The organism is Microbacterium sp. (assembly GCF_035556355.1).
GTDB lineage: Bacteria > Actinomycetota > Actinomycetes > Actinomycetales > Microbacteriaceae > Microbacterium.
In genome coordinates this window covers 48732-69283 of sequence record NZ_DATMFG010000035.1, presented here as the reverse complement: position 1 = coordinate 69283, position 20552 = coordinate 48732, and the positions used below count along the sequence as shown (strand labels likewise).

20 protein-coding genes and 1 tRNA gene are annotated in these 20552 nt (G+C 69.7%); 6 read left to right on the top strand and 15 right to left on the bottom strand.

The features are described 5' to 3' along the window. Positions 1-41: 41 nt before the first annotated feature. The 4 genes from nusG to VNR19_RS09905 all read right to left on the bottom strand — a co-directional run bounded on the left by nusG (position 42) and on the right by VNR19_RS09905 (position 2256). Complete coding sequence (nusG, locus tag VNR19_RS09920) at positions 42-1202, bottom strand: transcription termination/antitermination protein NusG (RefSeq protein WP_325726294.1); 1161 nt, start codon at positions 1200-1202, stop codon at positions 42-44. A 59-nt stretch (positions 1203-1261) separates the two neighbouring features. Next, a complete protein-coding gene (secE, locus tag VNR19_RS09915) occupies positions 1262-1534 on the bottom strand; it encodes a preprotein translocase subunit SecE (protein ID WP_325726292.1) in 273 nt (90 codons plus the stop codon). Positions 1535-1579: 45 nt separating this feature from the next. Continuing rightward, positions 1580-1652 (bottom strand) — tRNA-Trp (locus VNR19_RS09910). 169 nt (positions 1653-1821) lie between these two features. Continuing rightward, the gene (locus VNR19_RS09905) at positions 1822-2256 is read right to left on the bottom strand and encodes a pyridoxamine 5'-phosphate oxidase family protein (RefSeq protein ID WP_325726290.1); all 435 of its coding nucleotides are present in this window, start codon (positions 2254-2256) and stop codon (positions 1822-1824) included. 84 nt (positions 2257-2340) lie between these two features. Between VNR19_RS09905 and VNR19_RS09900 the strand changes: the two genes are divergently transcribed. After that, entirely contained in the window at positions 2341-2982 is a 642-nt protein-coding gene (locus tag VNR19_RS09900; RefSeq protein WP_325726288.1) for a hypothetical protein, read from the top strand. Here the strand turns inward: VNR19_RS09900 and VNR19_RS09895 are convergent. Both VNR19_RS09895 and gabT read right to left on the bottom strand, forming a co-directional pair. After that, complete coding sequence (locus tag VNR19_RS09895) at positions 2963-4327, bottom strand: NAD-dependent succinate-semialdehyde dehydrogenase (RefSeq protein WP_325726286.1); 1365 nt, start codon at positions 4325-4327, stop codon at positions 2963-2965. The two genes, VNR19_RS09900 and VNR19_RS09895, sit on opposite strands and share 20 nt — an antisense overlap. Before the next feature lie 60 nt (positions 4328-4387). Beyond that, positions 4388-5755: a 4-aminobutyrate--2-oxoglutarate transaminase gene (gene gabT / locus VNR19_RS09890; RefSeq protein WP_325726284.1), complete on the bottom strand. Its 1368-nt coding sequence runs from the start codon at positions 5753-5755 to the stop codon at positions 4388-4390. Positions 5756-5964: 209 nt separating this feature from the next. On the opposite strand from gabT, the gene VNR19_RS09885 reads away from it, so the two are divergent. From VNR19_RS09885 to VNR19_RS09865, 5 genes are all read left to right on the top strand, one after another. Beyond that, positions 5965-7383: a PucR family transcriptional regulator gene (locus VNR19_RS09885; protein WP_414684142.1), complete on the top strand. Its 1419-nt coding sequence runs from the start codon at positions 5965-5967 to the stop codon at positions 7381-7383. Positions 7384-7593: 210 nt separating this feature from the next. Then, positions 7594-8892: a sugar ABC transporter substrate-binding protein gene (locus tag VNR19_RS09880; RefSeq protein WP_325726282.1), complete on the top strand. Its 1299-nt coding sequence runs from the start codon at positions 7594-7596 to the stop codon at positions 8890-8892. A 9-nt stretch (positions 8893-8901) separates the two neighbouring features. Next, positions 8902-9840, top strand: a complete 939-nt coding sequence (locus VNR19_RS09875) for a carbohydrate ABC transporter permease (RefSeq protein ID WP_325726280.1) — start codon at positions 8902-8904, stop codon at positions 9838-9840. 10 nt (positions 9841-9850) lie between these two features. Further along, positions 9851-10729, top strand: a complete 879-nt coding sequence (locus tag VNR19_RS09870) for a carbohydrate ABC transporter permease (protein WP_414684148.1) — start codon at positions 9851-9853, stop codon at positions 10727-10729. A 20-nt stretch (positions 10730-10749) separates the two neighbouring features. Then, on the top strand, positions 10750-11919 hold the full coding sequence (locus VNR19_RS09865; RefSeq protein ID WP_325726278.1) for a glycoside hydrolase family 1 protein: 1170 nt from the start codon (positions 10750-10752) through the stop codon (positions 11917-11919). 52 nt (positions 11920-11971) lie between these two features. Here VNR19_RS09865 and VNR19_RS09860 read toward each other — a convergent pair whose 3' ends face one another. From VNR19_RS09860 to VNR19_RS09820, 9 genes are all read right to left on the bottom strand, one after another. Further along, positions 11972-12664 (bottom strand): TetR/AcrR family transcriptional regulator, encoded by a 693-nt coding sequence (locus tag VNR19_RS09860; protein WP_325726276.1) that lies wholly within the window; start codon positions 12662-12664, stop codon positions 11972-11974. 209 nt (positions 12665-12873) lie between these two features. After that, entirely contained in the window at positions 12874-13398 is a 525-nt protein-coding gene (locus VNR19_RS09855) for a LeuD/DmdB family oxidoreductase small subunit (protein WP_325726274.1), read from the bottom strand. Continuing rightward, positions 13391-14665, bottom strand: coding sequence for a 3-isopropylmalate dehydratase large subunit (locus tag VNR19_RS09850; protein WP_325726272.1), 1275 nt, complete (start codon positions 14663-14665; stop codon positions 13391-13393). The genes VNR19_RS09855 and VNR19_RS09850 overlap by 8 nt, the downstream gene beginning before the upstream one ends. Further along, positions 14662-15930 carry a 3-isopropylmalate dehydratase large subunit gene (locus tag VNR19_RS09845; protein ID WP_325726270.1) on the bottom strand — a complete coding sequence of 423 codons (1269 nt, stop codon included), beginning with the start codon at positions 15928-15930 and terminating at the stop codon, positions 14662-14664. Before VNR19_RS09845 ends, VNR19_RS09850 begins: the two co-directional genes overlap by 4 nt. Continuing rightward, positions 15930-16445 (bottom strand): LeuD/DmdB family oxidoreductase small subunit, encoded by a 516-nt coding sequence (locus VNR19_RS09840; RefSeq protein WP_325726268.1) that lies wholly within the window; start codon positions 16443-16445, stop codon positions 15930-15932. The genes VNR19_RS09845 and VNR19_RS09840 overlap by 1 nt, the downstream gene beginning before the upstream one ends. Beyond that, entirely contained in the window at positions 16442-17521 is a 1080-nt protein-coding gene (locus VNR19_RS09835) for an ornithine cyclodeaminase family protein (protein WP_325726266.1), read from the bottom strand. Before VNR19_RS09835 ends, VNR19_RS09840 begins: the two co-directional genes overlap by 4 nt. A 23-nt stretch (positions 17522-17544) precedes the next feature. After that, positions 17545-18573 (bottom strand): aminopeptidase P family N-terminal domain-containing protein, encoded by a 1029-nt coding sequence (locus VNR19_RS09830; RefSeq protein WP_325726264.1) that lies wholly within the window; start codon positions 18571-18573, stop codon positions 17545-17547. After that, positions 18570-19751 (bottom strand): M24 family metallopeptidase, encoded by a 1182-nt coding sequence (locus VNR19_RS09825; RefSeq protein ID WP_325726262.1) that lies wholly within the window; start codon positions 19749-19751, stop codon positions 18570-18572. The genes VNR19_RS09830 and VNR19_RS09825 overlap by 4 nt, the downstream gene beginning before the upstream one ends. Then, positions 19748-20551, bottom strand: a complete 804-nt coding sequence (locus VNR19_RS09820; protein WP_325726260.1) for an ABC transporter ATP-binding protein — start codon at positions 20549-20551, stop codon at positions 19748-19750. The genes VNR19_RS09825 and VNR19_RS09820 overlap by 4 nt, the downstream gene beginning before the upstream one ends. Between the last annotated feature and the right edge of the window lies 1 nt (position 20552).

The following is a 20552-nucleotide window of genomic DNA, read 5'->3' as shown; positions in this document are numbered from 1 at the left end:
GGCCGGAGCCTGCGGGGCGTTCTCGTGAGTTCGGGGTTTCGTCAGAGCTTCGTGACCTGGTCGAAGCTGAGCTCGACCGGCGTCTCGCGCTCGAAGAGCGACACGAGCACCGTGAGCTTGCCGCTCTCGGGCTTGATCTCGCTGATCGTGCCGGGAAGACCCGCGAACGAGCCCTCCTTGATCGTGATGGTCTCGCCGACCTCGAAGTCGACCTCCGCCGGAATGGAGCGGGCCACGGCCTGACCGCCCTTGGCGGCGCCGCCCTTCGCGGGGGCGACCTCCTTGACCTCGACGAGCGACTTCAGCATGTTGAAGGCCTCTTCGAAGCGCAGCGGCGTCGGGTTGTGCGCGTTGCCCACGAAGCCGGTGACACCGGGCGTGTGGCGCACGACCGACCACGTGTCTTCGTTCAGCTCCATGCGCACGAGCACGTAGCCGGGGATCCGGACGCGCGTGACCATCTTGCGCTGGCCGTTCTTGATCTCGACGACGTCCTCCATCGGGACCTCGACCTGATAGATCTCGTCCTCGACCTCGAGCGTCGACTTGCGCTGCTCGATGTTGGCCTTCACCTTGCGCTCGAAGCCGGCGTAGGAGTGGATGACGTACCACTTGCCGGGGAGCGAACGAAGCTCCTGACGGAACGCCTCGTACGGGTCGGTCTCGTCGGCCGAGTCATCCGCCTCGTCGTCGTCGGCCGCACCCTCGGCGCGCTCGGGCTCGGTCGCGGCATCGGCGGGCGAGACGGATGCTTCGACCTCGTCGACCTCCTCGGCTGCCGCCTCGACCTCCTCGACGAAGTCCTCGTCGAGCGCGGGGCGGTCCTCGTCGCCGTTGATGTCGGGGCCGTCGTAGGGCGGGATCTCTTCTGCGGCCTCGGCCTCGCGCTCTGCCACCTCTTCGGCGATCGAGTCGTTCAGCACTTCGGCTGCCGCCTCGGCCTCTGCGGCCTCGTCGATTTCCAGTGCGTCGTTCACGATCGCATCCGCCTCCGGGTCGTCGATGTCGTCGATGTCTTCGAGTTCGTCGAGGTTCTCGCCGTCTTCTTCCTCGTCGTCGACGATGTGCAGAGCGCGGTGCTCCGCCGCCTCGACCGCACGCTCCTCGGCCGCGAGGACGTTGCCCTCCTGGGCTTCGTCGTCCTCGCTGGACTGCTCGGCCGCGGTCGCCCAATCGGCGTCGTCGACATATCTCTCAGACACTTGACATCTCTTTCTTCGTGGACGGCTGCGGATCGCACGATCCGCGCCGCTCGGTGCGATCAGGCGCCGCCCGGCACTCCGAAGACGACGGTCGTGACCCAGACGAAGAGCACGTCGAGGCCGTAGACGAAGGCCATCATGACGATGACGAAGCCGAGCACCACTGCCGTGAACTTCACCAGCTCCTGCCGCGTCGGCGTGACGACCTTGCGAAGCTCGGCGAAGACCTGGCGGATGAAGAGGGCGATGCGCGCGAAGACGTTCGGCTTCTTCTCGCGCGGCGTGCCGTCGCCCTTCGCGACGACTTCGCCCTTCGGCTCATCCTGGACCATCGAACCCACCTGATTACCTTCCATGTGTCAGCTTGGGCTGACGCGCAGGGCGGACAGGAATCGAACCTGCAACCTGCGGTTTTGGAGACCGCTGCTCTGCCAATTGAGCTACCGCCCTAGAGGCCCGGAGGGCCTCGGCAACCCGCACTCCTGCGCCGAATCCATCGCGATGAGGGAGACTGCCCAACTGGCGGGCACGGCAAAAGAATGCAGATTTCAACTGCATGACCCAGTGTACGGCATGCCCTTCGGGGTGGCGAACCGAGCGGGGCATGTCGAGGGGCTCCTCAGTACTGCTGGATGCCGTAGCGGTCGGGCTCGGGCTCGCGTCGGAAGCGCCGCCCGGTGAGCGCATCCGGCTTGATCACGACGTAGTTGTACTTGAGGGTCGGGATCCACGGACGAAGGGGCAGCTTGTCGGCGTGCTCGACCTCTGCCGCCGTGTCGAGGCGGTGCGCGTGGCCGCGGACGATGACGCTCCACGCCTCGTCGTCGGTGTGGTCGTCGACCTCGAACACGACCTCGTCGTTCACCGTCAGCTCGAAGAGCTTGCTGCCCTCGGCGGTGCGGAACACGATCGTCTCGTCGTCGACGACGTAGTTGACCGGGAAGATGTCGATCACCCGGCCGACGTGCGTCACGAGCCGCCCGAGCTCCTGCGTGCGCAGCAGCTCCCAGCACTGGGCGTCGTCGAGAGAGACGACGGGGTCGGTGTCGCTCATGGCTCCATCGTGCCCTGTGGGAGGCATCCGGCGCCACCGTCCCACCCACTCGCCGGGAGGTTCCCAGCGCCCTACGATCGGCGCATGGCGCTGCGCCAACAGGAGCTCGACGCCCTGTGGGACTTCTCCCATCCGGCCGGGTCGGAGGCGCGGCTGCGCGCGGCCGCCGATGCCGAGACGGATGCCGCGACCCGCGCCGAGCTCGAGACCCAGGTCGCCCGTGCTCTGGGGCTCCAGGAGCGCTTCGCCGAAGGCGACGCGGTGCTCGACGCGATCCCCGCCGACCTCGCCGCGCGCTCGTCCTCGGTGCGGGCGCGCGTGCTGCTCGAGCGCGGCCGACTGCGCGACTCGGCGGGCGACGCGGATGCCGCGGCCGCCCTCTTCCGCGAGGCGGCGGATGCGGCATCCGCGTCACGCGATCTCGTGTTCCTGCACGTCGACGCGCTGCACATGCTCGCCGCCGACACCTCGCACACCGCCGAGTGGACCGCGCAGGCGCTCGACGCCCTCGAGGATGGCGACGACCCGCGGACGCTGCGCTGGCGTGTGAGCCTGCACAACAACGCCGGGTGGGACCACTTCGACGCGGGGCGCCTCGATGAGGCCCTCGCCGAGTTCGAGCGCGCGAAGGACGCCGCTGTCCGCTGGGGCACACCCCAGCAGGTTCAGTGGGCCGACGAGGCGATCGCCGAGGCGACGGCCGCGATCACGGACCGACGCGGATGAGCTTCTTGTTGACGAACTCGTCCGCGGCGAGAAGACCCAGCTCGCGTGAGGTGCCCGACCGCTTGACGCCGCCGAACGGCAGCTCGGGCGAGTCGGCGAGCACGATGTTGATGTAGACCATGCCCGCGTCGATGCGGTCGGCCACGCGCTGGGCCTGCTCGGGGTCGGTCGTGTAGACGTACGAGCCCAGGCCGAACGGCGTGCCGTTCGCGATCTCGATCGCCTCGTCCTCGTCCTTCGCGCGGAAGACCATGCCCACGGGGCCGAACAACTCCTCACGGTACGCGTCCATGTCGGGTGTGACGTCGGTCAGCACGGTCGGCTCGAAGTACGCGCCGTCGCGCTTGCCGCCCGTGACGAGCTTCGCACCCTGCTCGACCGCGCGCTTGACCTGCTCCTCGAGCCGCTGCGCCGCCGTGAGCGACGAGAGGGGCCCGAGAACGGTGTCCTCGGCGAGCGGGTCGCCGACCTTCGCGGCTTTCATCGCCTCGGTGAACTTCTCCAGGAACGGCTCGTACAGGCCGTCGGCGACGATGAAGCGCTTCGCGGCGTTGCACGACTGGCCCGTGTTGTCGAGACGTGCCTCGACGGCGGCCTGCACGGTCGCGTCGAGGTCGGACGTGCTGAGCAGGATGAACGGGTCGGATCCGCCGAGCTCGAGCGCGACCTTCTTGAGGTTGCGGCCCGCCACCTCGGCGACCGCGGCGCCCGCGCGCTCGGAGCCCGTCACCGACACGCCCTGCACGCGCGGGTCGGCGATGACGTGCGCGGCCTGCTCGTTGGTGATGTAGAGGTTCACGTATGCGCCATCGGGCATGCCGGCGTCGCGGTACATCGCCTCGATCGCCGCGGCCGACTCGGGGCACTGCGATGCGTGCTTCAGGAGGATCGTGTTGCCCAGCACGAGGTTCGGCGCCGCGAAGCGCGCGACCTGGTAGTACGGGAAGTTCCACGGCATGATGCCCAGCAGCACACCGAGCGGAGACTTGCGGATCACCGCACTGCCCTCGCCGAGGATGTCGATCGGCTGGTCGGCGGTGATCTTCTCGGCGTTGTCGGCGTAGAACTCCGTGATGTCGGCAGCGAAGTCGACCTCGCCGAGGGCCGCCTCGAGAGGCTTGCCCATCTCGCGGACGATGATGCGGGCGAGTTCGTCGCGCCGCTCGCGGTGCAGCTCGGCGACCCGGCGGATGAGCGCCGCGCGCTCGGCGACGGGCGTCTCACGCCACGTGCGGTACGCGGCCTCCGCGCGGGCGATGCATTCCTCGACCTCGGCGTCGGTGAATGCGGGGAACGTGGCCACGGTCTCGCCCGTGGCCGGATTGACGACGGCGTAGTCGGTCATTGCTCTCCGATCGGTTCTTTCAGACAGTCTGCCGTGCCGCGAGCGGTCCGGCACGGGAGGTCACGCGGTCGCGAGCACGTCCGCCAGCACATCCAGCCCCTCGTTCAGCAGGTCGTCGCCGATCGACAGGGGCGGAAGGAAGCGGATCACGTTGCCGTACGTTCCGCACGTGAGCACGATGACGCCCCGCGCGATGCACTCCTTCGCGACCGCCGCGGTCAGCGCGGCATCCGGATCGCCCGTCGCCGGGTCCACGAACTCGGCCGCGACCATTGCGCCGCGTCCGCGGACGTCGCCGATGCGCGGGTCGTCCGCCTGCATCGCGGTGAGGCGCGACACGAGGATGTCGCCGACCTCGCGGGCGCGCTGCGAGAGGTTCTCGGTCTCGAACACCTCGATCGACGCGAGCGCCGCGGCGCACGCGACCGGGTTGCCGCCGTACGTGCCGCCGAGGCCGCCGGCGTGGGAGGCGTCCATGATCTCTGCCCGACCGGTCACGGCCGCCAAGGGCAAGCCCCCCGCTATGCCCTTGGCGGTCGTGATGAGGTCCGGCACGATGCCGAACCCTTCGCTCGCGAACATGGCCCCCGTGCGAGCGAAGCCGGTCTGGATCTCGTCCGCGATGAACACCACGCCGTTGGCGCGGCACCACTCGACGAGAGCGGGGAGGAAGCCGTCGGCGGGCACGATGAAGCCACCCTCGCCCTGGATCGGCTCGATGACGACGGCGGCGAGGTTGTCGGCGCCGACCTGCTTCTCGATGACGGAGATCGCGCGCCGGGCGGCATCCGCCCCGCTCAGTCCGTCGCGGAAGGGGTACGACAGCGGCGCGCGGTAGATCTCGCTCGCGAAGGGTCCGAAGCCGCTCTTGTACGGCATCGACTTCGCGGTGAGCGCCATCGTGAGGTTCGTGCGGCCGTGGTAGCCGTGGTCGAACGCGACGACCGCCTGCTTCTTCGTGTGCTTGCGAGCGATCTTGACCGCGTTCTCGACCGCCTCGGCACCCGAGTTGAACAGCGCGCTCTTCTTCTCGTGGTCGCCCGGCGTGATGCGGTTGAGGGCCTCGGCGACGGCGACGTACGAGTCGTACGGCGAGATCATGAAACACGTGTGGGTGAACCGCGCGACCTGCGCCTGAACCGCCTCGACGACCTTCGGGTGCGCGTTGCCGACGGTCGTCACCGCGATGCCCGAGCCGAGGTCGATGAGCGAGTTGCCGTCGGCATCGACGACGACGCCCCCGCCCGCGGCGACCGCCTCGATCGGCGCGGTGTGCCCCACGCCCGCCGCGACGGCGGCGGCCTTGCGCGCGAGCAGCTCCTGCGAACGGGGCCCCGGGATGCTCGTCACGAGACGGCGCTCCTGAGGAAGCGAGGGCCCGCCGAGGGGCAGGGCGGTGATCGTGTCGGCGGCGTCGGCAGCGGTCATGAATGGGAGGCTAAGAGCCGGATGCCTCGTGCGGCACTCTCCTGCGTGTACATTCTCTCTACGTTGATGTACGCCGCGTACAGAAAGGTCACCTGACCATCGTCAGCGACTCCCCCACGCTGCGCGCTCTCCTCGCGCGCACCGACCTGCGCCTGCGCCTCGAGGCGGCGCCGGCCGACGAGGACGCGCTCGACCGTCCGGTGCGCTGGGTGCACAGCTCCGACCTCGCCGACCCGACGCCGTTCCTCTCCGACGGCCTCGTGCTGCTGACCACGGGAACGCAGTTCCAGGGAGCGGACGAGGAGGACTACTCCGCGTACGTGCGTCGGCTCGCGGCCCGCGGTGTGCTCGGCCTGGGGTTCGGCACCGAGGTGGTGAGGGAGGGCATCCCGCCCGCGCTCGCCGACGCATGCCGGGACGCGGGGCTCGCGCTGTTCGAGGTCCCCTATCGCACGCCCTTCATCGCCGTCGCGCGCGCGAACGCCGAGGCGATCGCCGCCCAGGCATACGCGCGCCGCTCGTGGGCGCTCGCCGCGCAGCGCGCCATCTCGCTCGCCGCCCTGCGCCCCGACGGCCTCGGGGCGACGCTCGCCGAGCTGGCACGGCAGCTCGACGCGTGGGTGGGTCTCTTCGATGCGACCGGGTCGCTCACGCGGGAGCATCCGCCCGGTGCCCTCGACGCGGACGCGCTCGCGCAGGTTACCGCCGAGGCGGGCACCGTCCTGCGGCGCGGCACGCGTGCCGGGTCGTCCTTGCGCATCGGCGACACCCCGTTCAGGCTGCAGACTCTCGGGCGCACGGGGCACCTGCGCGGCGTCATCGCGATCGCGTCGGGCGACCTCGACCAGGAGGAGCGCGGCGTCGTGACCTCCGTCATCGCCATGGCAGGCCTCGCGCTCGAACAGAACCAGGGCCTCAGCCGCGCCCGCGCATCGCTGCGTGCGGGCGTCGTGCAGTCACTGCTCTCCGACGACCCCACGCTCGCGCGGCGCATCGCGCGCGACGCGTGGCGCGGGCTGCCGCATCCGCCGATCACGGTGGCGATGACGGATGCCGCGACCGCCCGCGACCACACGGCGACCGAGTGGCTCGAGCTCAAGGCGGACGAGAGCCGGGGCGAGGTGTTCTACGGCCGCGGCGACGACGGACTCGTGATCGTGACGTCGGCCGACCACGACGGGATCGTGGGCGAGTTCGCCGAGCTCTTCGGGGTGGGTGTGGGGGTGTCGCGACCCGCGCCGTACTCGTCGTTCTCGGCGGCCGTGCGCGAAGCGCGCGTGGCGCGCGACCGCGGGGCCGCCGCGGGCTCCCGAGTGTCGCGCTTCGGCGATTCGGGCGTCGGGAGCGTGCTGTCGGCCGAGCCGTCCGACGAGGCGCGCGCGGTCGCTGCGGCCCTGCTCGCCCCACTCGACGAGTACGACGCCGCGCACGCCGGCGCACTGCGCGAGACCGTGCGCACGTGGCTCGAGCAGGACTGCTCGCACGAGGCGACGTCGCGCGCGCTCGGCATCCACCGCCACACGGTGCGCGCGCGGCTCGCGACGGCGCAGCGCGTGCTCGGACGCGACCTCTCGTCCTTCCCCGAGCGCGCCGAGGTGTGGGCGGCGCTCAGCGTCGCGAGTGTCTGAGTCGGCGCTAGCACGAACCGGTGCGCTGCGCCATGCCGTTCCGTCGACGGCGTCCGCGCGCGAACCTGCTGTCGATGAGGCGATTCTCATCGCGAAAACCTTTCACATGTTAGGTATTCGTCCTACAGTCGTGACACGGCGCCGTCAAGCGCCGTACCAGCCGAGGCAGGGTCGCCCGTTGCGGCGACGACCGATGGAGGCGTCAGACCGATGACACGAGCAGCAGCACGAAGGACTTCCCGCTGGACGACCGTCGGGGCGGTGACCCTCGTCGGCGCCCTCGCCCTCGCCGGCTGCGGCCGCAGCGACGGCGGTGGTGCGGCAGGCGGACAGGCGGGCGAGGCGATCGACGACTCCCCCGCCACCGGCGAGCTCACCGTGTGGGCGATGGGCAACGAGGGCGAGGTGCTCGACGAGGTCGTCGCACAGTTCGAGGAGGAGAACCCCGACGTCAGCGTCGAGGTCACCGCGGTGCCGTGGGAGAGCGCACACGACCGCATCGCCACCGCGATCGCGGGCGGCGAGACCCCCGACATCACGATGCTCGGCACGACGTGGGTCGGCGAGTTCGCGGCGACCGGCGCGTTCGAGCCGACGCCCGAGGGACTCGTCGACGAGTCCGCGTTCTTCGAAGGCTCGTGGGAGACCGCAGTCGTCGACGGCGTCGCCTACGGCGTGCCGTGGTACGTCGACACGCGCGTGCTCTATTACCGCACCGACCTCGCAGAGCAGGCGGGCGTGGAGCCGCCCACGACGTGGGAGGAGTACTCCGAGTTCACCGAGGCGCTGCAGTCGGCCGGCGCGACGTGGGGGGTCTCGCTCCCGCCCGGAGGCTTCGACTCCTGGCAGTACGTGACGCCCCTCGCGTGGCAGCAGGGCGGCGACATCCTGAACGAGGACGGCACCGAGTTCACGTTCGACACCCCGGAGTGGGAAGAGGCGTTCACGTACTACAAGAGCTTCTTCGACGAGGGCATCGCCGAGCCGCGGCGGCTCGAGGGCGGCGAGATCGAGCAGGCGTTCATCAACGGTGACGTCGGCGCGTTCTACAGCGGCCCGTTCCACGTGAGCCTGCTGCTCGATCAGGGCGGCGAGGAGTTCGCCGACAAGTTCGCCGTGGCGATGGTGCCGGGCGCCGACAGCCGCACGAGCTTCACGGGCGGCGGCAACCTCGCGGTGTTCGAGGACACCGACAACCGAGACGCGGCGTGGAAGCTCGTGCGCTGGCTGAGCCTGCCCGAGACGCAGATCTCGTGGTACGAGATCTCGACCGACCTGCCGAGTGTTCAGGAGGCGTGGGACGACCCGACATTCTCGGAGGACCCGTACCTGAGCGTCTTCGGCGAACAGCTGCAGGACTCGAAGGCGCCGCCGGCGATCCCCACGTGGGCGCAGGTGTCGGCGGTGATCGATCAGGAGCTGGAGAAGACGACGCGCGGCGAGACGACGCCCGCCGACGCGATCGCCACGATCCAGCAGCAGGCGCAGTCGATCGGCACCGGCAACTAGGCTCCGCCGATGACCGCCGTCGCGACATCCGCCCCGCCCCGCAGCGCCCCGCCTTCACGCGGGTCCACGCGGCGGGCGCGGCGCATGACGATCACGGCGTGGCTGTTCGCCCTGCCGTTCGTCGTCCTGTTCCTCGTGTTCATGGCGGGGCCGATCGTCGGATCGCTCCTCATGAGCTTCACCGACATGACCACGAGGGACCTTCAGACGCCGTTCCAGGTGAACATCGTCGGGATCGACAACTACGTGCGCCTGTTCCAGGATCCGCGCTTCCTGCGGTCGCTTCTGAACACGTTCACCTTCGTGATCGTCGCGGTGCCCCTCACGATGGTTCTCGCCCTCGCCGTCGCGCTGGCGCTCGACAAGGGCATCCGTCGATTCCGCACCGTCTACCGGGTGGGTTTCTACACGCCCGTCGTCACGAGCATCGTGGCGATCGCGATCGTGTGGCGGTTCATCCTGCAGCCCGACGGACTGCTCAACGGGTTCCTGGGGCTGTTCGGCATCCAGGGGCCGGACTGGCTGCAGAGCACGACGTGGGCGCTGCCCTCGCTCATCGCGATGGCGGTGTGGCGCAACATCGGAACGCTCATGGTGATCTTCCTCGCGGCACTGCAGGGCGTGCCGCGCGAGCACCACGAGGCCGCGATGGTCGACGGCGCGAACGCGTGGCAGCGGTTCTGGAACATCACGCTGCCCGCGATGAGGCCCGCACTCCTGTTCGCGGCGGTCATCACCGGCATCGGGTTCCTGCAGTTCTTCGAGGAGCCGTTCGTGATGACGCGCGGTGGGCCGCTCGACTCGACTCTCTCGGCGGCGATGTACACGTTCCAGCAGTTCGGGTTCGGCAACTACGCGTACGCGTCCGCGGCGAGCTACGTGCTGTTCCTCGCGATCGTCGTGCTCGCCCTCATCCAGTTCCGCCTGCTCGGGCGCAAGGAGGACTGACGTGACCGCCATCGCCCCCACCCCTGTCGAGACGACGGCCGGGTCGGACGAGATCGCGCCCGCGGGACGCCGCCGCACCGGCAGCCGCTGGTGGCTCCACGTCGTGCTGACGCTGGGCTTGATCGCGATGCTCACGCCGTTCGCGTGGATGATCCTCGGCTCCTTCAAGACGGATGCCGAGATCCGCCGGCATCCGACCGAGTTCCTCCCGCGCGAGCCGACGCTCGACAACTTCACGACGCTGTTCGGTCGGCTCGACTTCACGACGTTCTTCATCAACAGCATCGTCGTGGCGGTCTTCGTCACCGTCGGCAACATCGTGTTCTGCTCGATGGTCGGCTACGCGCTGGCGAAGCTGCAGTTCCGCGGCAAGAAGCTGCTGTTCGCCCTCGTCCTCGGTACTCTCATGGTCCCCGGCGTCGTGACGTTCGTGCCGCTGTTCGTGCTGACCGCGAACCTCGGACTCGTCAACTCCTACCCCGGGCTCATCCTGCCGTTCCTCATCACACCGCTCGGCGTGTTCCTCATGCGGCAGTTCATGCTGGGGCTTCCCGACGAGCTCATCGAGGCCGCGCGCATCGACGGGGCCAGTGAGTGGCGCATCTTCCTGCGGGTCATCATGCCGCTGTGCGGCCCGGCGATCGCGACGCTCACGATCCTCACGTTCCTCGCGAGCTGGAACAACTTCCTGTGGCCGCTGGTCGTCGCGACGACCGAGGACATGTACACCCTCCCGGTCGCGCTCGCCCTCTACTCGGTCGGTCAGAACGCCGCGCGCTACGGCCTCATGATGGCCGGCGCGCTCGTGGTCGTCGTTCCGGTGCTCATCGTCTTCGTGGTGCTGCAGCGCCACTTCGTGCAGGGCATCGCGCTCACCGGCATCAAATGAATCGAAAGGACTCCCACCGCATGGACTTCCCCGACGGCTTCCTGTGGGGCGCCTCCACCGCCGCGCACCAGATCGAGGGCGGGAACATCAACTCGGACTGGTGGCAGCGCGAATGGGGCCACCTGCCCGGACCCGCGATCGCGGAGCCGTCGGGCGACGCCGCCGACAGCTACCACCGCTTCCCGCAGGACATGGCACTCCTCGCGCAGGCGGGCCTCGCGGCGTACCGGTTCAGCATCGAGTGGGCGCGCATCGAGCCCGAGCGGGGCTGGGTGTCGCGCGCAGCCATCGACCACTATCGCCGCATGGTCGACACGGCACGCGAGAACGGGCTCGAGCCCGTCATCACTCTGCATCACTTCACGAATCCGGTCTGGTTCGCGCGTGAGGGCGGATGGCGGACGGATGCCTCGATCGACGCGTTCCGCCGTTACGTCGAGGCCGCGCTGCCGGTGCTCGAGGACGTGTCGCTCGTGTGCACGATCAACGAGCCGAACATGGTGTCGGTGCTCGCCGATCCCGAGGTCGCGTTTCCGTCGATCGGGCTTCCGCCCGGAGTCCCGGACGTGACCGATCGCCTCATCGCGGCGCACCGCGCCGCCGTCGAGCTCGTGCGCTCCACGGGGGCACAGGCGGGATGGTCGGTCGCGACGCAGGCCTACCAGCCCGAGCCGGGCGCCGAGGAGGTCGCCGCCGAGTACGGGTGGTCGCGGGAGGACGTCTTCCTCGAGGCCGCGAAAGGCGACGACTGGGTCGGCGTGCAGGCGTACACGCGCACGGTCATCGGACCTGACGGCCCGCGGGAGATCCCGGATGCCGCGGAGCGCACGCTCACCGGATGGGAGTACTACCCGCCTGCCGTCGGCGACGGCATCCGCAATGCCTGGAAGCGCGCGCAGGCGCCGGTGTACGTCACCGAGAACGGCATCGCGACCGCCGACGACAGGCGCCGCATCGACTACACGACCGGCGCGCTCGAGGCGGTGCACGCGTGCATCGCGGACGGCATCGACGTACGCGGATACCTGCACTGGAGTGCGCTCGACAACTACGAGTGGGGCAGCTACCGGCCGACGTTCGGGCTCATCGCGTGGGACCGCGAGACGTTCGAGCGGCATCCGAAGCCGAGCCTCGCGTGGCTGGGCGGCGTCGCGCGCGCGAACGCGCTGCCAGTGGATCCCGCCCGCTGACGGGTTCTTCGTCTCGGTCGCTGCGGTCCCTCGCTCAGCGTCCGGTGGGGCGTCAGGAGGTCTGCGGCCGCAAGTAGCCCCGCACGAACTCCTGGAACAGCGGCACCATGTCGACGGACTCGTCGAGCAGCCACTGGAGCTGGATGCCGTCCATCACGGCGCTGATGAGGCGCGCGGCGTGCGCGGGGTCGATGTCGGCGCGGATCTCGCCCGCCTCCTGGCCGGCCCGCAGCAGCTCCGCCCCGCGCGCCGCCGTCTCGCGGTACCGCTCCGCGAAGTCGTCGTGCGAAGGATGCTCGGAGTCGGTCGCCTCAGCCGACACGATCACGTAGAGCGACGTCAGGCCGCGAGAGGTCTGGTTGTACGCGACGACCTTCTCGGCCTGCTCGATGAGCGTGTGCTCGGCGGGATCGCCCGCGGCCGCGCGCACCTTCTCGTCGCGCTGGCGGAGCACCTCGGCGAACAGCTCCTCCTTGTCGGCGAAGTGGTGCATGAGACCGGCGGGGGTGAGCCCCACGCGTTTGGCGATCTCGCGCAGCGAGCTGCTGTGGAACCCGGTGCGCGAGAACACCGCGAGCGCTTCATCGACGATGGCCTGGCGGCGCGCCTGCCCCTTCGCGTAGCTCCCGCGCGTGCGGCGCTGCCCGCCTGCGTCCTGCTCCTGTGCCCCCACGGCGACCTCCCTCTCGGCGAGCGGAGGAATGCCCGGCTCAGCCGCGCTGACCGTGTCCAGGCGTTTCCCCACGACGACCCGAAGTCCTGCTTCCACGTCGCCGGACGGAGGCCTTGCTCCATCTCGCGATCGACGAAGTAGTCCCTCAGCGTAGCCCCCGTGGGCTCGATCCCGATGGGTCGCCGCGAGCATCCACCCTCGGTGGGGAGAACCTAACACTCGACAGGTATTACGTGAAACCCCGTCGTCGTCCTTCCCGGGTTCTCACGCGCGGCGGGTTCTCACGCGCGCGCCGCCTCCGCCCAGTTCGGATCGGACTGCGTGAGGGCGATGAGGCCGCCGGCCTCCAGCATCCGCAGCAGGAAGGGCGACGCCGGAGGCACCCGGCGCTCCACTCCCCTCGTCTCGTTGCGGAAGAGCCCCTCGGAGATGTCCACCACCACGTGATCCCCGTCGTCGACGAGCTCGGTCGCATCGGGCACCTCGAGCGACGGCAGTCCGATCTCGAACACGTTGCGGTAGAACGTCCGCGAGAACGCGTTCGAGACGACGCATCCGATCCCCGTCGCCTTGAGCGCCTTCGCGGCGATCGCGCGGCCCGACGACTGGCCGAAGTGGTGACCGGCCACGACGATGTCGCCCGGCTGCACCTCGAGCGGGAACCGCGGGTTGTGGTCCTCCAGCACGTGCTTGACGATCTCCTCCATCGGGTCGAACACGTACGCCGACTTCACGAGCGCGTCCGTCGGGATGTTCGCGCCGAACTTCCAGCAGCGCCCTTCGAAGCGCGTGACGAACTCACTCATGCGGGTCCCCTTCCGAGACATAGCGGCGCGGGTCGGCGATGCGGCCGGCGACGGCGGATGCGGCGACCGTGAGCGCCGACGAGAGGTACATCGACGCCTCCGTGCTGCCGTTGCGCCCGGGGAAGTTGCGCGAATGCGTCGAGATCATCGCCTCGCCCGCCGACATCGCGCCCATGTTCGCGGTCTGGTTCGAGCCGGTGCTCGGCGGGAACCACGTGCCGCCGGCCTCGTGGAGGTCGGCGACGAGCCCGAGCTCGAGCGCCTGCCGGAACACCTCGCGATTGCCGGGGACGAGGTTGAGCTTGACGTCCGGGTGGATCCGGCGGCCGCGCAGCACCTTCGCAGCGAGGATGAAGTCCTCGAGGCGTCCGCCGCCGTGCCCGCCGAGCTCCGCCCACTGCACGGGTGTGCCCACGACGTCGTCGACGGGGTGGACGTTTCCCACGGTCGGCGGCGCAGCCACCTGCGGAGGAAGGTCGCTCACGTCGAACCGGCGGACGTCCTCGACCGGGTCGCCGTCGCCGTTCACGAGCCGGTCGACGCTGCCGTTCGGCAGCGACTCGACGAACGCGCGCGTCACCTCGTCGGGCTCGATGTAGCCGCACTTCGCGCCGAGGTCGACGCACAGCACGGGGAACAGCCACCGGTCCCAGAAGTCCAGGCTCTTGATGAACGGGCCGGTGAACTCGAGCGCCTTGTAGATGACCGATCCCTCGCCGAGCTCCTTCACGAGCCACAGGGCGACGTCGCGCGGGGTCGTACCCGGCCGCAGCTCGCCCGTCAGCTCGATCTGGATGAGCTCGGGCACGCGGAACCACGCCTTGCCGAACGGCATGACCGTGCCCGCGTGCGAGTCGTTGCCGAGCGCCACCGCGAGCGCCCCGACGGCTCCGTGCACGGGCGTGTGGCTGTCGGAGCCCACGACGATCTGGCCGGGCAGCGCGAGCCCGTGCTGCACGAGCACGTTGTGGATGTTCCCGCTGCCGCAGTCGAACAGCTGCGTGCCGCGGCGCCTGGCCCACTCGCGGTTGCGGTTGAGGACGTCGGCCTGATGCTCGGTCGGCGGCGAGAAGTGATGGTCGAACACCGTGACGACGCGGTCGGGATACGGCAGGTCGACGCCGACGCGCTCGTCGTACACCTTGCCGGTCAGGTAGGCGCTCAGGTCGTGCATCACGAGCCGGTCGACCTCGGCGACGACCACGTCGCCGGCCGACACCGACTCCCGTCCGCTCGCGCGCGCGAGGATCTTCTCGACGAGGTTCATGCCGGCACCGCCACGTGACGCGGGTCGGTGATGACACCGGTGACGGCGGATGCCGCGGCCACCGCGGGGCTCGACAGGTAGATGCTCGACTCGTAGCTGCCCATGCGACCGCGGAAGTTGCGATTCGCGGTCGAGAGGGTCACCTCGCCGTCCGCCATCGCACCGCCGCTGCCCGCGCACGCGCCGCATCCGGGGTTCGTGATGAGCGCGCCCGACTCGATGAGGGTCGTGACGATGCCGTCGGCCGCCGCCTTCGCCATGATGTCGGCGGACGCCGGCGTCACGACGAGCCGCACACCGGGGGCGATGCGGTTGCCCTTGAGGTACCTCGCGGCGATCGCGAGGTCGTCGTACTTGGCGTTCGCGCACGAGCCGATGAACACCTGGTCGACCTTCGTGCCGGCGACGCCGGAGATGCCCACGACGTCGTCGACGTTGTGCGGGATCGCGATCTGCGGCTCGAGCTCGGTCGCGTCCAGCTCGATCGTCTTCTCGAAGACCGCGTCGGGGTCGGATGCGAGCGGCTGGACGGTGTCGAGGTCGACGCCGTGCTCGGCGAGGTAGCGCATGGTCTCGGCATCCGGCGGCACGACCGCGTTCTTCGCGCCCGCCTCCATCGCGAGGTTGCACAGGGTCATGCGCTCCGAGGTCGACAGGGACTCGACCCAGTCGCCGTGGAACTCGACGGAGTAGTACGTCGCGCCGTCGGCGCTGATGTCGCCGATGAGCTTCAGCATGACGTCCTTCGGGTAGACGCCGTCGGGAAGCGGCCCCTTCACGACGATCTTCATCGACTCGGGCACGCGCATCCACAGCTTGCCGGTCACCCACGCAGCGGTGATCTCGCTGAACCCGACACCCGTGCCGAGCGCGCCGAGGGCGCCGTAGATCGTCGAATGCGAATCCGTGCCGATGATGAGGTTCCCGGGCTTGACCAGGCCGTTCTCCATCAGCACGACATGCGCGATGCCCGCGTTGACGTCGAAGAAGTTCTTGATGCCCATCTTGTCGCGGAAGGCGCGCGACAGCCGGTGGTCGCCGGCGATCTTCGCGGTCTGCGCGGGCGAGATGTGGTCCATGACCATCGCGATGCGGTCCTTGTCGAACAGCTCCGGCTCGCCCATGCGCTCCCACGTCTTGATGCAGCGCCAGGTCGCGGTGTGGCTCATGTAGAGGTCGGGGTAGGCGTCGACGATCTGACCGGGAGCCAGCCCCCTCTCCCCCGAGGCGCGCTCCAGCGCCTTGACGGCGAAAGTCTTGCCCATCAGCTCTTCTCCTTCGCGAACTTCTTCATGAGGTGCTCGATCAGGCCGCCGGCCTCGAGGATCTCGCGCAGCACCGGCGGGAACGGCGTGAACGGGAACGACCGGTCGCCGACCGTCACCGTGCCCGCCTCGTAGTCGACCCACACCTCGTCGCCCTCGGTGATCGCGTCGACTGCGGCGGGGCACTCGACGGCGACGAGTCCCGTGTTGATCGCGTTGCGGAAGAAGACGCGCGAGTACGAGCGCGCGACGACGGCCGTCACGCCGACCCCGATGAGGCACGTCGACGCCTGCTCGCGGGCGCTGCCGCATCCGAAGTTGCGACCGGCGACGACGACCCGGCTCTCCTTGAGCTTCGCCTGGACCTCGGGCCCGAGCGGCTCGAACGCGTGGGTTCCGAGCTCGATCGGGTCGATGCTCACGAGGTAGCGGCCCGGGATGATGACGTCCGTGTTGATGTCGTCTCCGAAGACGATGCTCCTGCCGCCGAGGCGGTCCTTCGTGACGGCGCTCACGGCGTCGTGTCCTCGACGAACCACTCGGTCGGGATGACGTGACCGAGATCGCGCTCCTCGGCGAGCTCGAGGATCTTCGCCCCGACCGCCGCGAACTGGATGCCCATGCCGGTGTTGTTCGCGAAGATCGTGATCTCGTCGTCGCTCGACCGGGCGGGTGCGGGGTCATCCAGGATGTCGCCGAGCTCCTGGATGTCCTCCCACTTCTTCAGACCACGCTCGACGGGGCCGAGGATGTCGAACTGCTTGTCGTGATGCACCTGCTCACGGCTGAAGACGACGATGCGGCCGGCGCGGTCGAACGCGGTGTCGTCGAGCTCGCGCCGGGTCGCGGTGCCGTCGGGGCTCGTGATGCACGACACGTGCGTGCCGGGCTCGATCCAGTTCCCGTCGAACACGGGATCCATCGCCGCGGTGGCCGCCGTCACGATGCCGCATCCGACGACCGCCTGCTTCGGGTCGTCGACGGCGACGACGTTGCGGCCGGTCTTCTCGGCCCAGTCCGCCGCGAACTTCTCGCGGCGCTCACGCGTCGGGCTGAACACGCGGATCTCCTCGATGTCGGGACGCACGAGCAGGAGCGTCTCGAGGTGCGCTGCGGCCTGCCACCCGGCCCCGAACATGCCGGCGACCGTGACGTCCTCGCGCGCCATCTCGCGGATGCCGAGAGCCGTGGTCGCACCGACGCGGTACTTCTGGATCACCGAGTCGTGGATGATCGCGAGCGGGGCGAGCTCGGTGAGGCTGAACAGCGTCACGAGCCCGACGTAGTTGCCGCCGGGTGCGACAGGGAGCAGGCGCCGGCGCTTCTCGCCCGTGGGGAGCGTCTCGACGCCGACCATGTCGGACGTGATGCGGGTGCCCCACACGCCGCTGGAGATGTTGCCGCCCTCCTGCGACTTGAAGCGGAACCGGAACCCCGGATACCGCTCATCCTCGACCGGGAAGTACGTGTGGTTGCGCGGGCGGTTGTGGCCGCGGTTCTGGGCGAGCTCGCGGTAGGCGACCTCGAGGACATCGAGCACGTCCTGAGGACTCAGGAGCTGCTCGACGTCGGCGTTCGACAGGATTCTCATGGATCTCGGAAGTTCTCTCTCGTTCAGATGGTGAGGGGCTCGACGCCGTCGCGTGCGACGAGCACGGTGTCGGTGAGGACGCTGCGGATGCCGCGCGGGTCGACGACCTCGAGCACGACGGCGATGACCTCGCCCTCGGCCGGGCCGGTCTCGGGCGCCGGCTGGAGCTCTCCGCCGGTGGCGAAGTCGGCCTGGCTGATCCACCGCAGGGTCGACACGGAGCCGGGCGGCAGCGGGTCGAGTGCCGAAGCGGCGGATGCCTCGACCGCGCTCCACTCGACACCGGGACGGATCGCCCCGAGCGCCGCACGCTGCGCGTCGGCCAGAGCGGGCAGCCACTGCTCGTCGCCGAACGTCCGCGCGATGAGCAGCCATCCGTTCCGGTACTGCCCCGTGGCCTCGAACGTGACGTGGCCGTCGTCGTCGGCCATGCGGAACAGCAGGTCCGCGAACCCGCCGCGGCGCGCGATGTCCTCGATCGCGGCGATGCGGTCGCGCGCCCCGAGGCCGTCCGCCGTCGCCGCCGCGAGCGCGTCGCGCAGGATGCCGGCACCGGTGCGCAGGAGCGTGAGCTCCGCCTCGGACGGCAGCGCCCTGCGGTCCCGCACGAGCGGGCCGAGCAGCTTCGTGCGCCACTCCGGCACGGCGGCCTCGATCTCGCGGACGACGCCCGCCGGCCACAGCTCCGCGTCGACGAAACCGATCGTCCCGGCGGGCTTGTCTGCGACGTACGCCGACACGAGGGCGCCGAACGCTCGGCCGCTGCGGATGTCGGTCAGGTTGGATGTGCGCTGCATCCACGGGAACACGCGCTTCGACAGCTTCGTGAGCAGCGTCGCCTCGCCCTCGGCGGGGACGGCCAGCACGCCTTCGTTCCAGTAGATGACGAGGTTCGTCAGGTAGCCGATGTCGTCGCCGCGCGAGACGTCGTTGTAGATGAGGGCGAGGTCGACGCCCTGCGCATGCAGGTCGGCCTGCAGCGCCGCGATGCGGCCGCTCCACTCGTCGACCGAGACCTCGTCATGGTCGAGCACCACGAGTCCGCGCTTCATCGCCGGCTCCTTTCGTCGGACGAGAAGAGTCGTCGCTCGGTCGAGACGAAGTACTCCGCGCCCGTCGCGGTGACGACCACCTGGTCGCCGAACACGTGGTAGCCCGCGATCGGGGTGAACGTGTTGGGGTGGATGATGAACGTCGCGCCCTCGGGCAGCACGGTGTGGTTGCCTTCGATGATCGGCGTCTCGTCGAGGTGGAGGCCGACCCCGTGTCCGCGCACGCGCGTCCACTGATCGGAGCAGTACTCCCCCAGCCCGTGCTTGCGGAACACGTCGTTCTCGGCGACGGCGATCTCGTGGGCGGTGACGCCCGGCTTGACGACCGCGAACCCGGCATCCGCCGCCTCCCGGAACAGCTCGAACGAGCGCTGTTGCTCGGCGGAGGGCGGACCGACGGTGACCGAACGGCAGATCTGCAGCCAGTAGCCACCCGTCTGCGGCGTCAGCTCGGTGCGGACCATGTCTCCCGTCTGGATGACGCGGCGGCTCGGGGGGGTCATGCCGAGCACCTCGTCCTTGCCCGACGCGATGAGCATGAAGTTGTCCTCCGCCCCGAGGCGCTTGATCTCGGCCTCGACGCCGGCGACGATGTCGTACTCGGTGATGCCGGGCTCGAGCACTTCGACGAACGCGTTCCACGCGGCATCCGACACCGCCGCAGCCGTTCGCATGCGCTCGAGCTCCCACTCGCTCTTGACCATGCGCGCCTCGTCGAGGGGCTTGGTGGCCGAGACGAGCTCCACCCCGGGCATGCCCTCGCGGATCGCGCGGTCGAAGCCGAGCGGCAGGAGCTCGAGGTGCCCGACGCCGATGCGGCGCAGGCCGAGGTCCGCCACCGCGTCCACCAGCGCCTCCGCGCCCGGGAGCGCGATGAGGCGGGCGTCGTCGACCCACCCGGTGCGCACGAGCGGCGCGAGGTCGCTCAGCCTCGTGGAGTACGCCGTGGCCGGGCCGTCGAGCGGCAGCAGCGCGAAGGTCGCCGTGCCTCCCACCGACGTGTCGGTGAGGTAGCGCACGTTCTCGCGGCGCCACGCGGGGGCGTATGCGAGGATCGCGTCGAGCCCTTGGTCGGCCATCGCCGCGCGCAGCTTCCTGTGGCGAAGCGCGCGCTCCGCGGCATCCGCCGGTTCGAGCGTCGAGGGCGCACCCGGAGTGAGGGTCGTCGCGTCCGTCATGCCACGGCCTCCTGCAGGCGGCGCTTCATCTCGGACTCGTCCTCCATGCGCATGAAGTCGGCGGTGATCGACTTCTCGAGCTCGAAGAGCGCGTCGTCCTCGGGCTTGCGCGGCTGGGGGACGTCGATCTCCATGTCGAGGAACGTCGTCGACGGGCGTGCGGTGATCACGAGCATGCGGGACGAGAGGAACACCGCCTCGCGGATGTTGTGCGTGACGAACAGGATCGTCCGGCCGGTGGTCGCCCACACGCGCACGAACTCCTGGCGGAGCTTGCGCGCCGTGATCTCGTCGAGCGCCGAGAACGGCTCGTCGGCCAGGAGCAGGTCGGGCTCGATCGCGAGGCCGCGGGCCAGCGACACGCGCTGCTGCATGCCGCCCGACAGCTGCAGCGGGTAGTAGCCGCCGAACTCTCCGAGCCCCACGAGGTCGAGGTACTTCTCGACCCGCTCCTTGGCCTCGCGCTTGCCGACGCCGCGCTCGAGCAGAGGGACGAGGACGTTGTCGCTGACCGTGCGCCAGTTGAGCAGGCGCGGCTGCTGGAACACGACACTCACCTTGACGTCGGACCGCGCCTTCGTGCTCACCTCCTTGCCGTTGAGCACGATCCGCCCGGAGGTCGCGTCGTCGAGGCCGTTGATGATGTTGAGCATCGTCGACTTGCCGCATCCGCTCGGTCCGAGGATGGACAGGAGCGCGCCCTCCTCGACGCTCACGTTCAGCCCGTCGATGACCTTGAGGGGCGCCTGCCCCGGCCGGCGGAACTCCTTGCGGAGATTGTCGATCTCGAGGTACGCCATG

Excerpts from the sequence above, each read along its gene's own strand:
- VNR19_RS09855 (WP_325726274.1), bottom strand. The coding sequence starts at position 13,398 with ATGAGTGAGTTCGTCACGCGCTTCGAAGGGCGCTGCTGGAAGTTCGGC.
- VNR19_RS09830 (WP_325726264.1), bottom strand. The coding sequence starts at position 18,573 with ATGAAGCGCGGACTCGTGGTGCTCGACCATGACGAGGTCTCGGTCGAC.
- VNR19_RS09850 (WP_325726272.1), bottom strand. The coding sequence starts at position 14,665 with ATGAACCTCGTCGAGAAGATCCTCGCGCGCGCGAGCGGACGGGAGTCG.
- secE (WP_325726292.1), bottom strand. The coding sequence starts at position 1,534 with ATGGTCCAGGATGAGCCGAAGGGCGAAGTCGTCGCGAAGGGCGACGGC.
- VNR19_RS09825 (WP_325726262.1), bottom strand. The coding sequence starts at position 19,751 with ATGACGGACGCGACGACCCTCACTCCGGGTGCGCCCTCGACGCTCGAA.
- VNR19_RS09880 (WP_325726282.1), top strand. The coding sequence starts at position 7,594 with ATGACACGAGCAGCAGCACGAAGGACTTCCCGCTGGACGACCGTCGGG.
- VNR19_RS09820 (WP_325726260.1), bottom strand. The coding sequence starts at position 20,551 with ATGGCGTACCTCGAGATCGACAATCTCCGCAAGGAGTTCCGCCGGCCG.
- VNR19_RS09900 (WP_325726288.1), top strand. The coding sequence starts at position 2,341 with ATGGCGCTGCGCCAACAGGAGCTCGACGCCCTGTGGGACTTCTCCCAT.
- VNR19_RS09895 (WP_325726286.1), bottom strand. The coding sequence starts at position 4,327 with ATGACCGACTACGCCGTCGTCAATCCGGCCACGGGCGAGACCGTGGCC.
- VNR19_RS09905 (WP_325726290.1), bottom strand. The coding sequence starts at position 2,256 with ATGAGCGACACCGACCCCGTCGTCTCTCTCGACGACGCCCAGTGCTGG.
- VNR19_RS09835 (WP_325726266.1), bottom strand. The coding sequence starts at position 17,521 with ATGAGAATCCTGTCGAACGCCGACGTCGAGCAGCTCCTGAGTCCTCAG.
- VNR19_RS09845 (WP_325726270.1), bottom strand. The coding sequence starts at position 15,930 with ATGGGCAAGACTTTCGCCGTCAAGGCGCTGGAGCGCGCCTCGGGGGAG.
- VNR19_RS09875 (WP_325726280.1), top strand. The coding sequence starts at position 8,902 with ATGACCGCCGTCGCGACATCCGCCCCGCCCCGCAGCGCCCCGCCTTCA.
- gabT (WP_325726284.1), bottom strand. The coding sequence starts at position 5,755 with ATGACCGCTGCCGACGCCGCCGACACGATCACCGCCCTGCCCCTCGGC.
- VNR19_RS09865 (WP_325726278.1), top strand. The coding sequence starts at position 10,750 with ATGGACTTCCCCGACGGCTTCCTGTGGGGCGCCTCCACCGCCGCGCAC.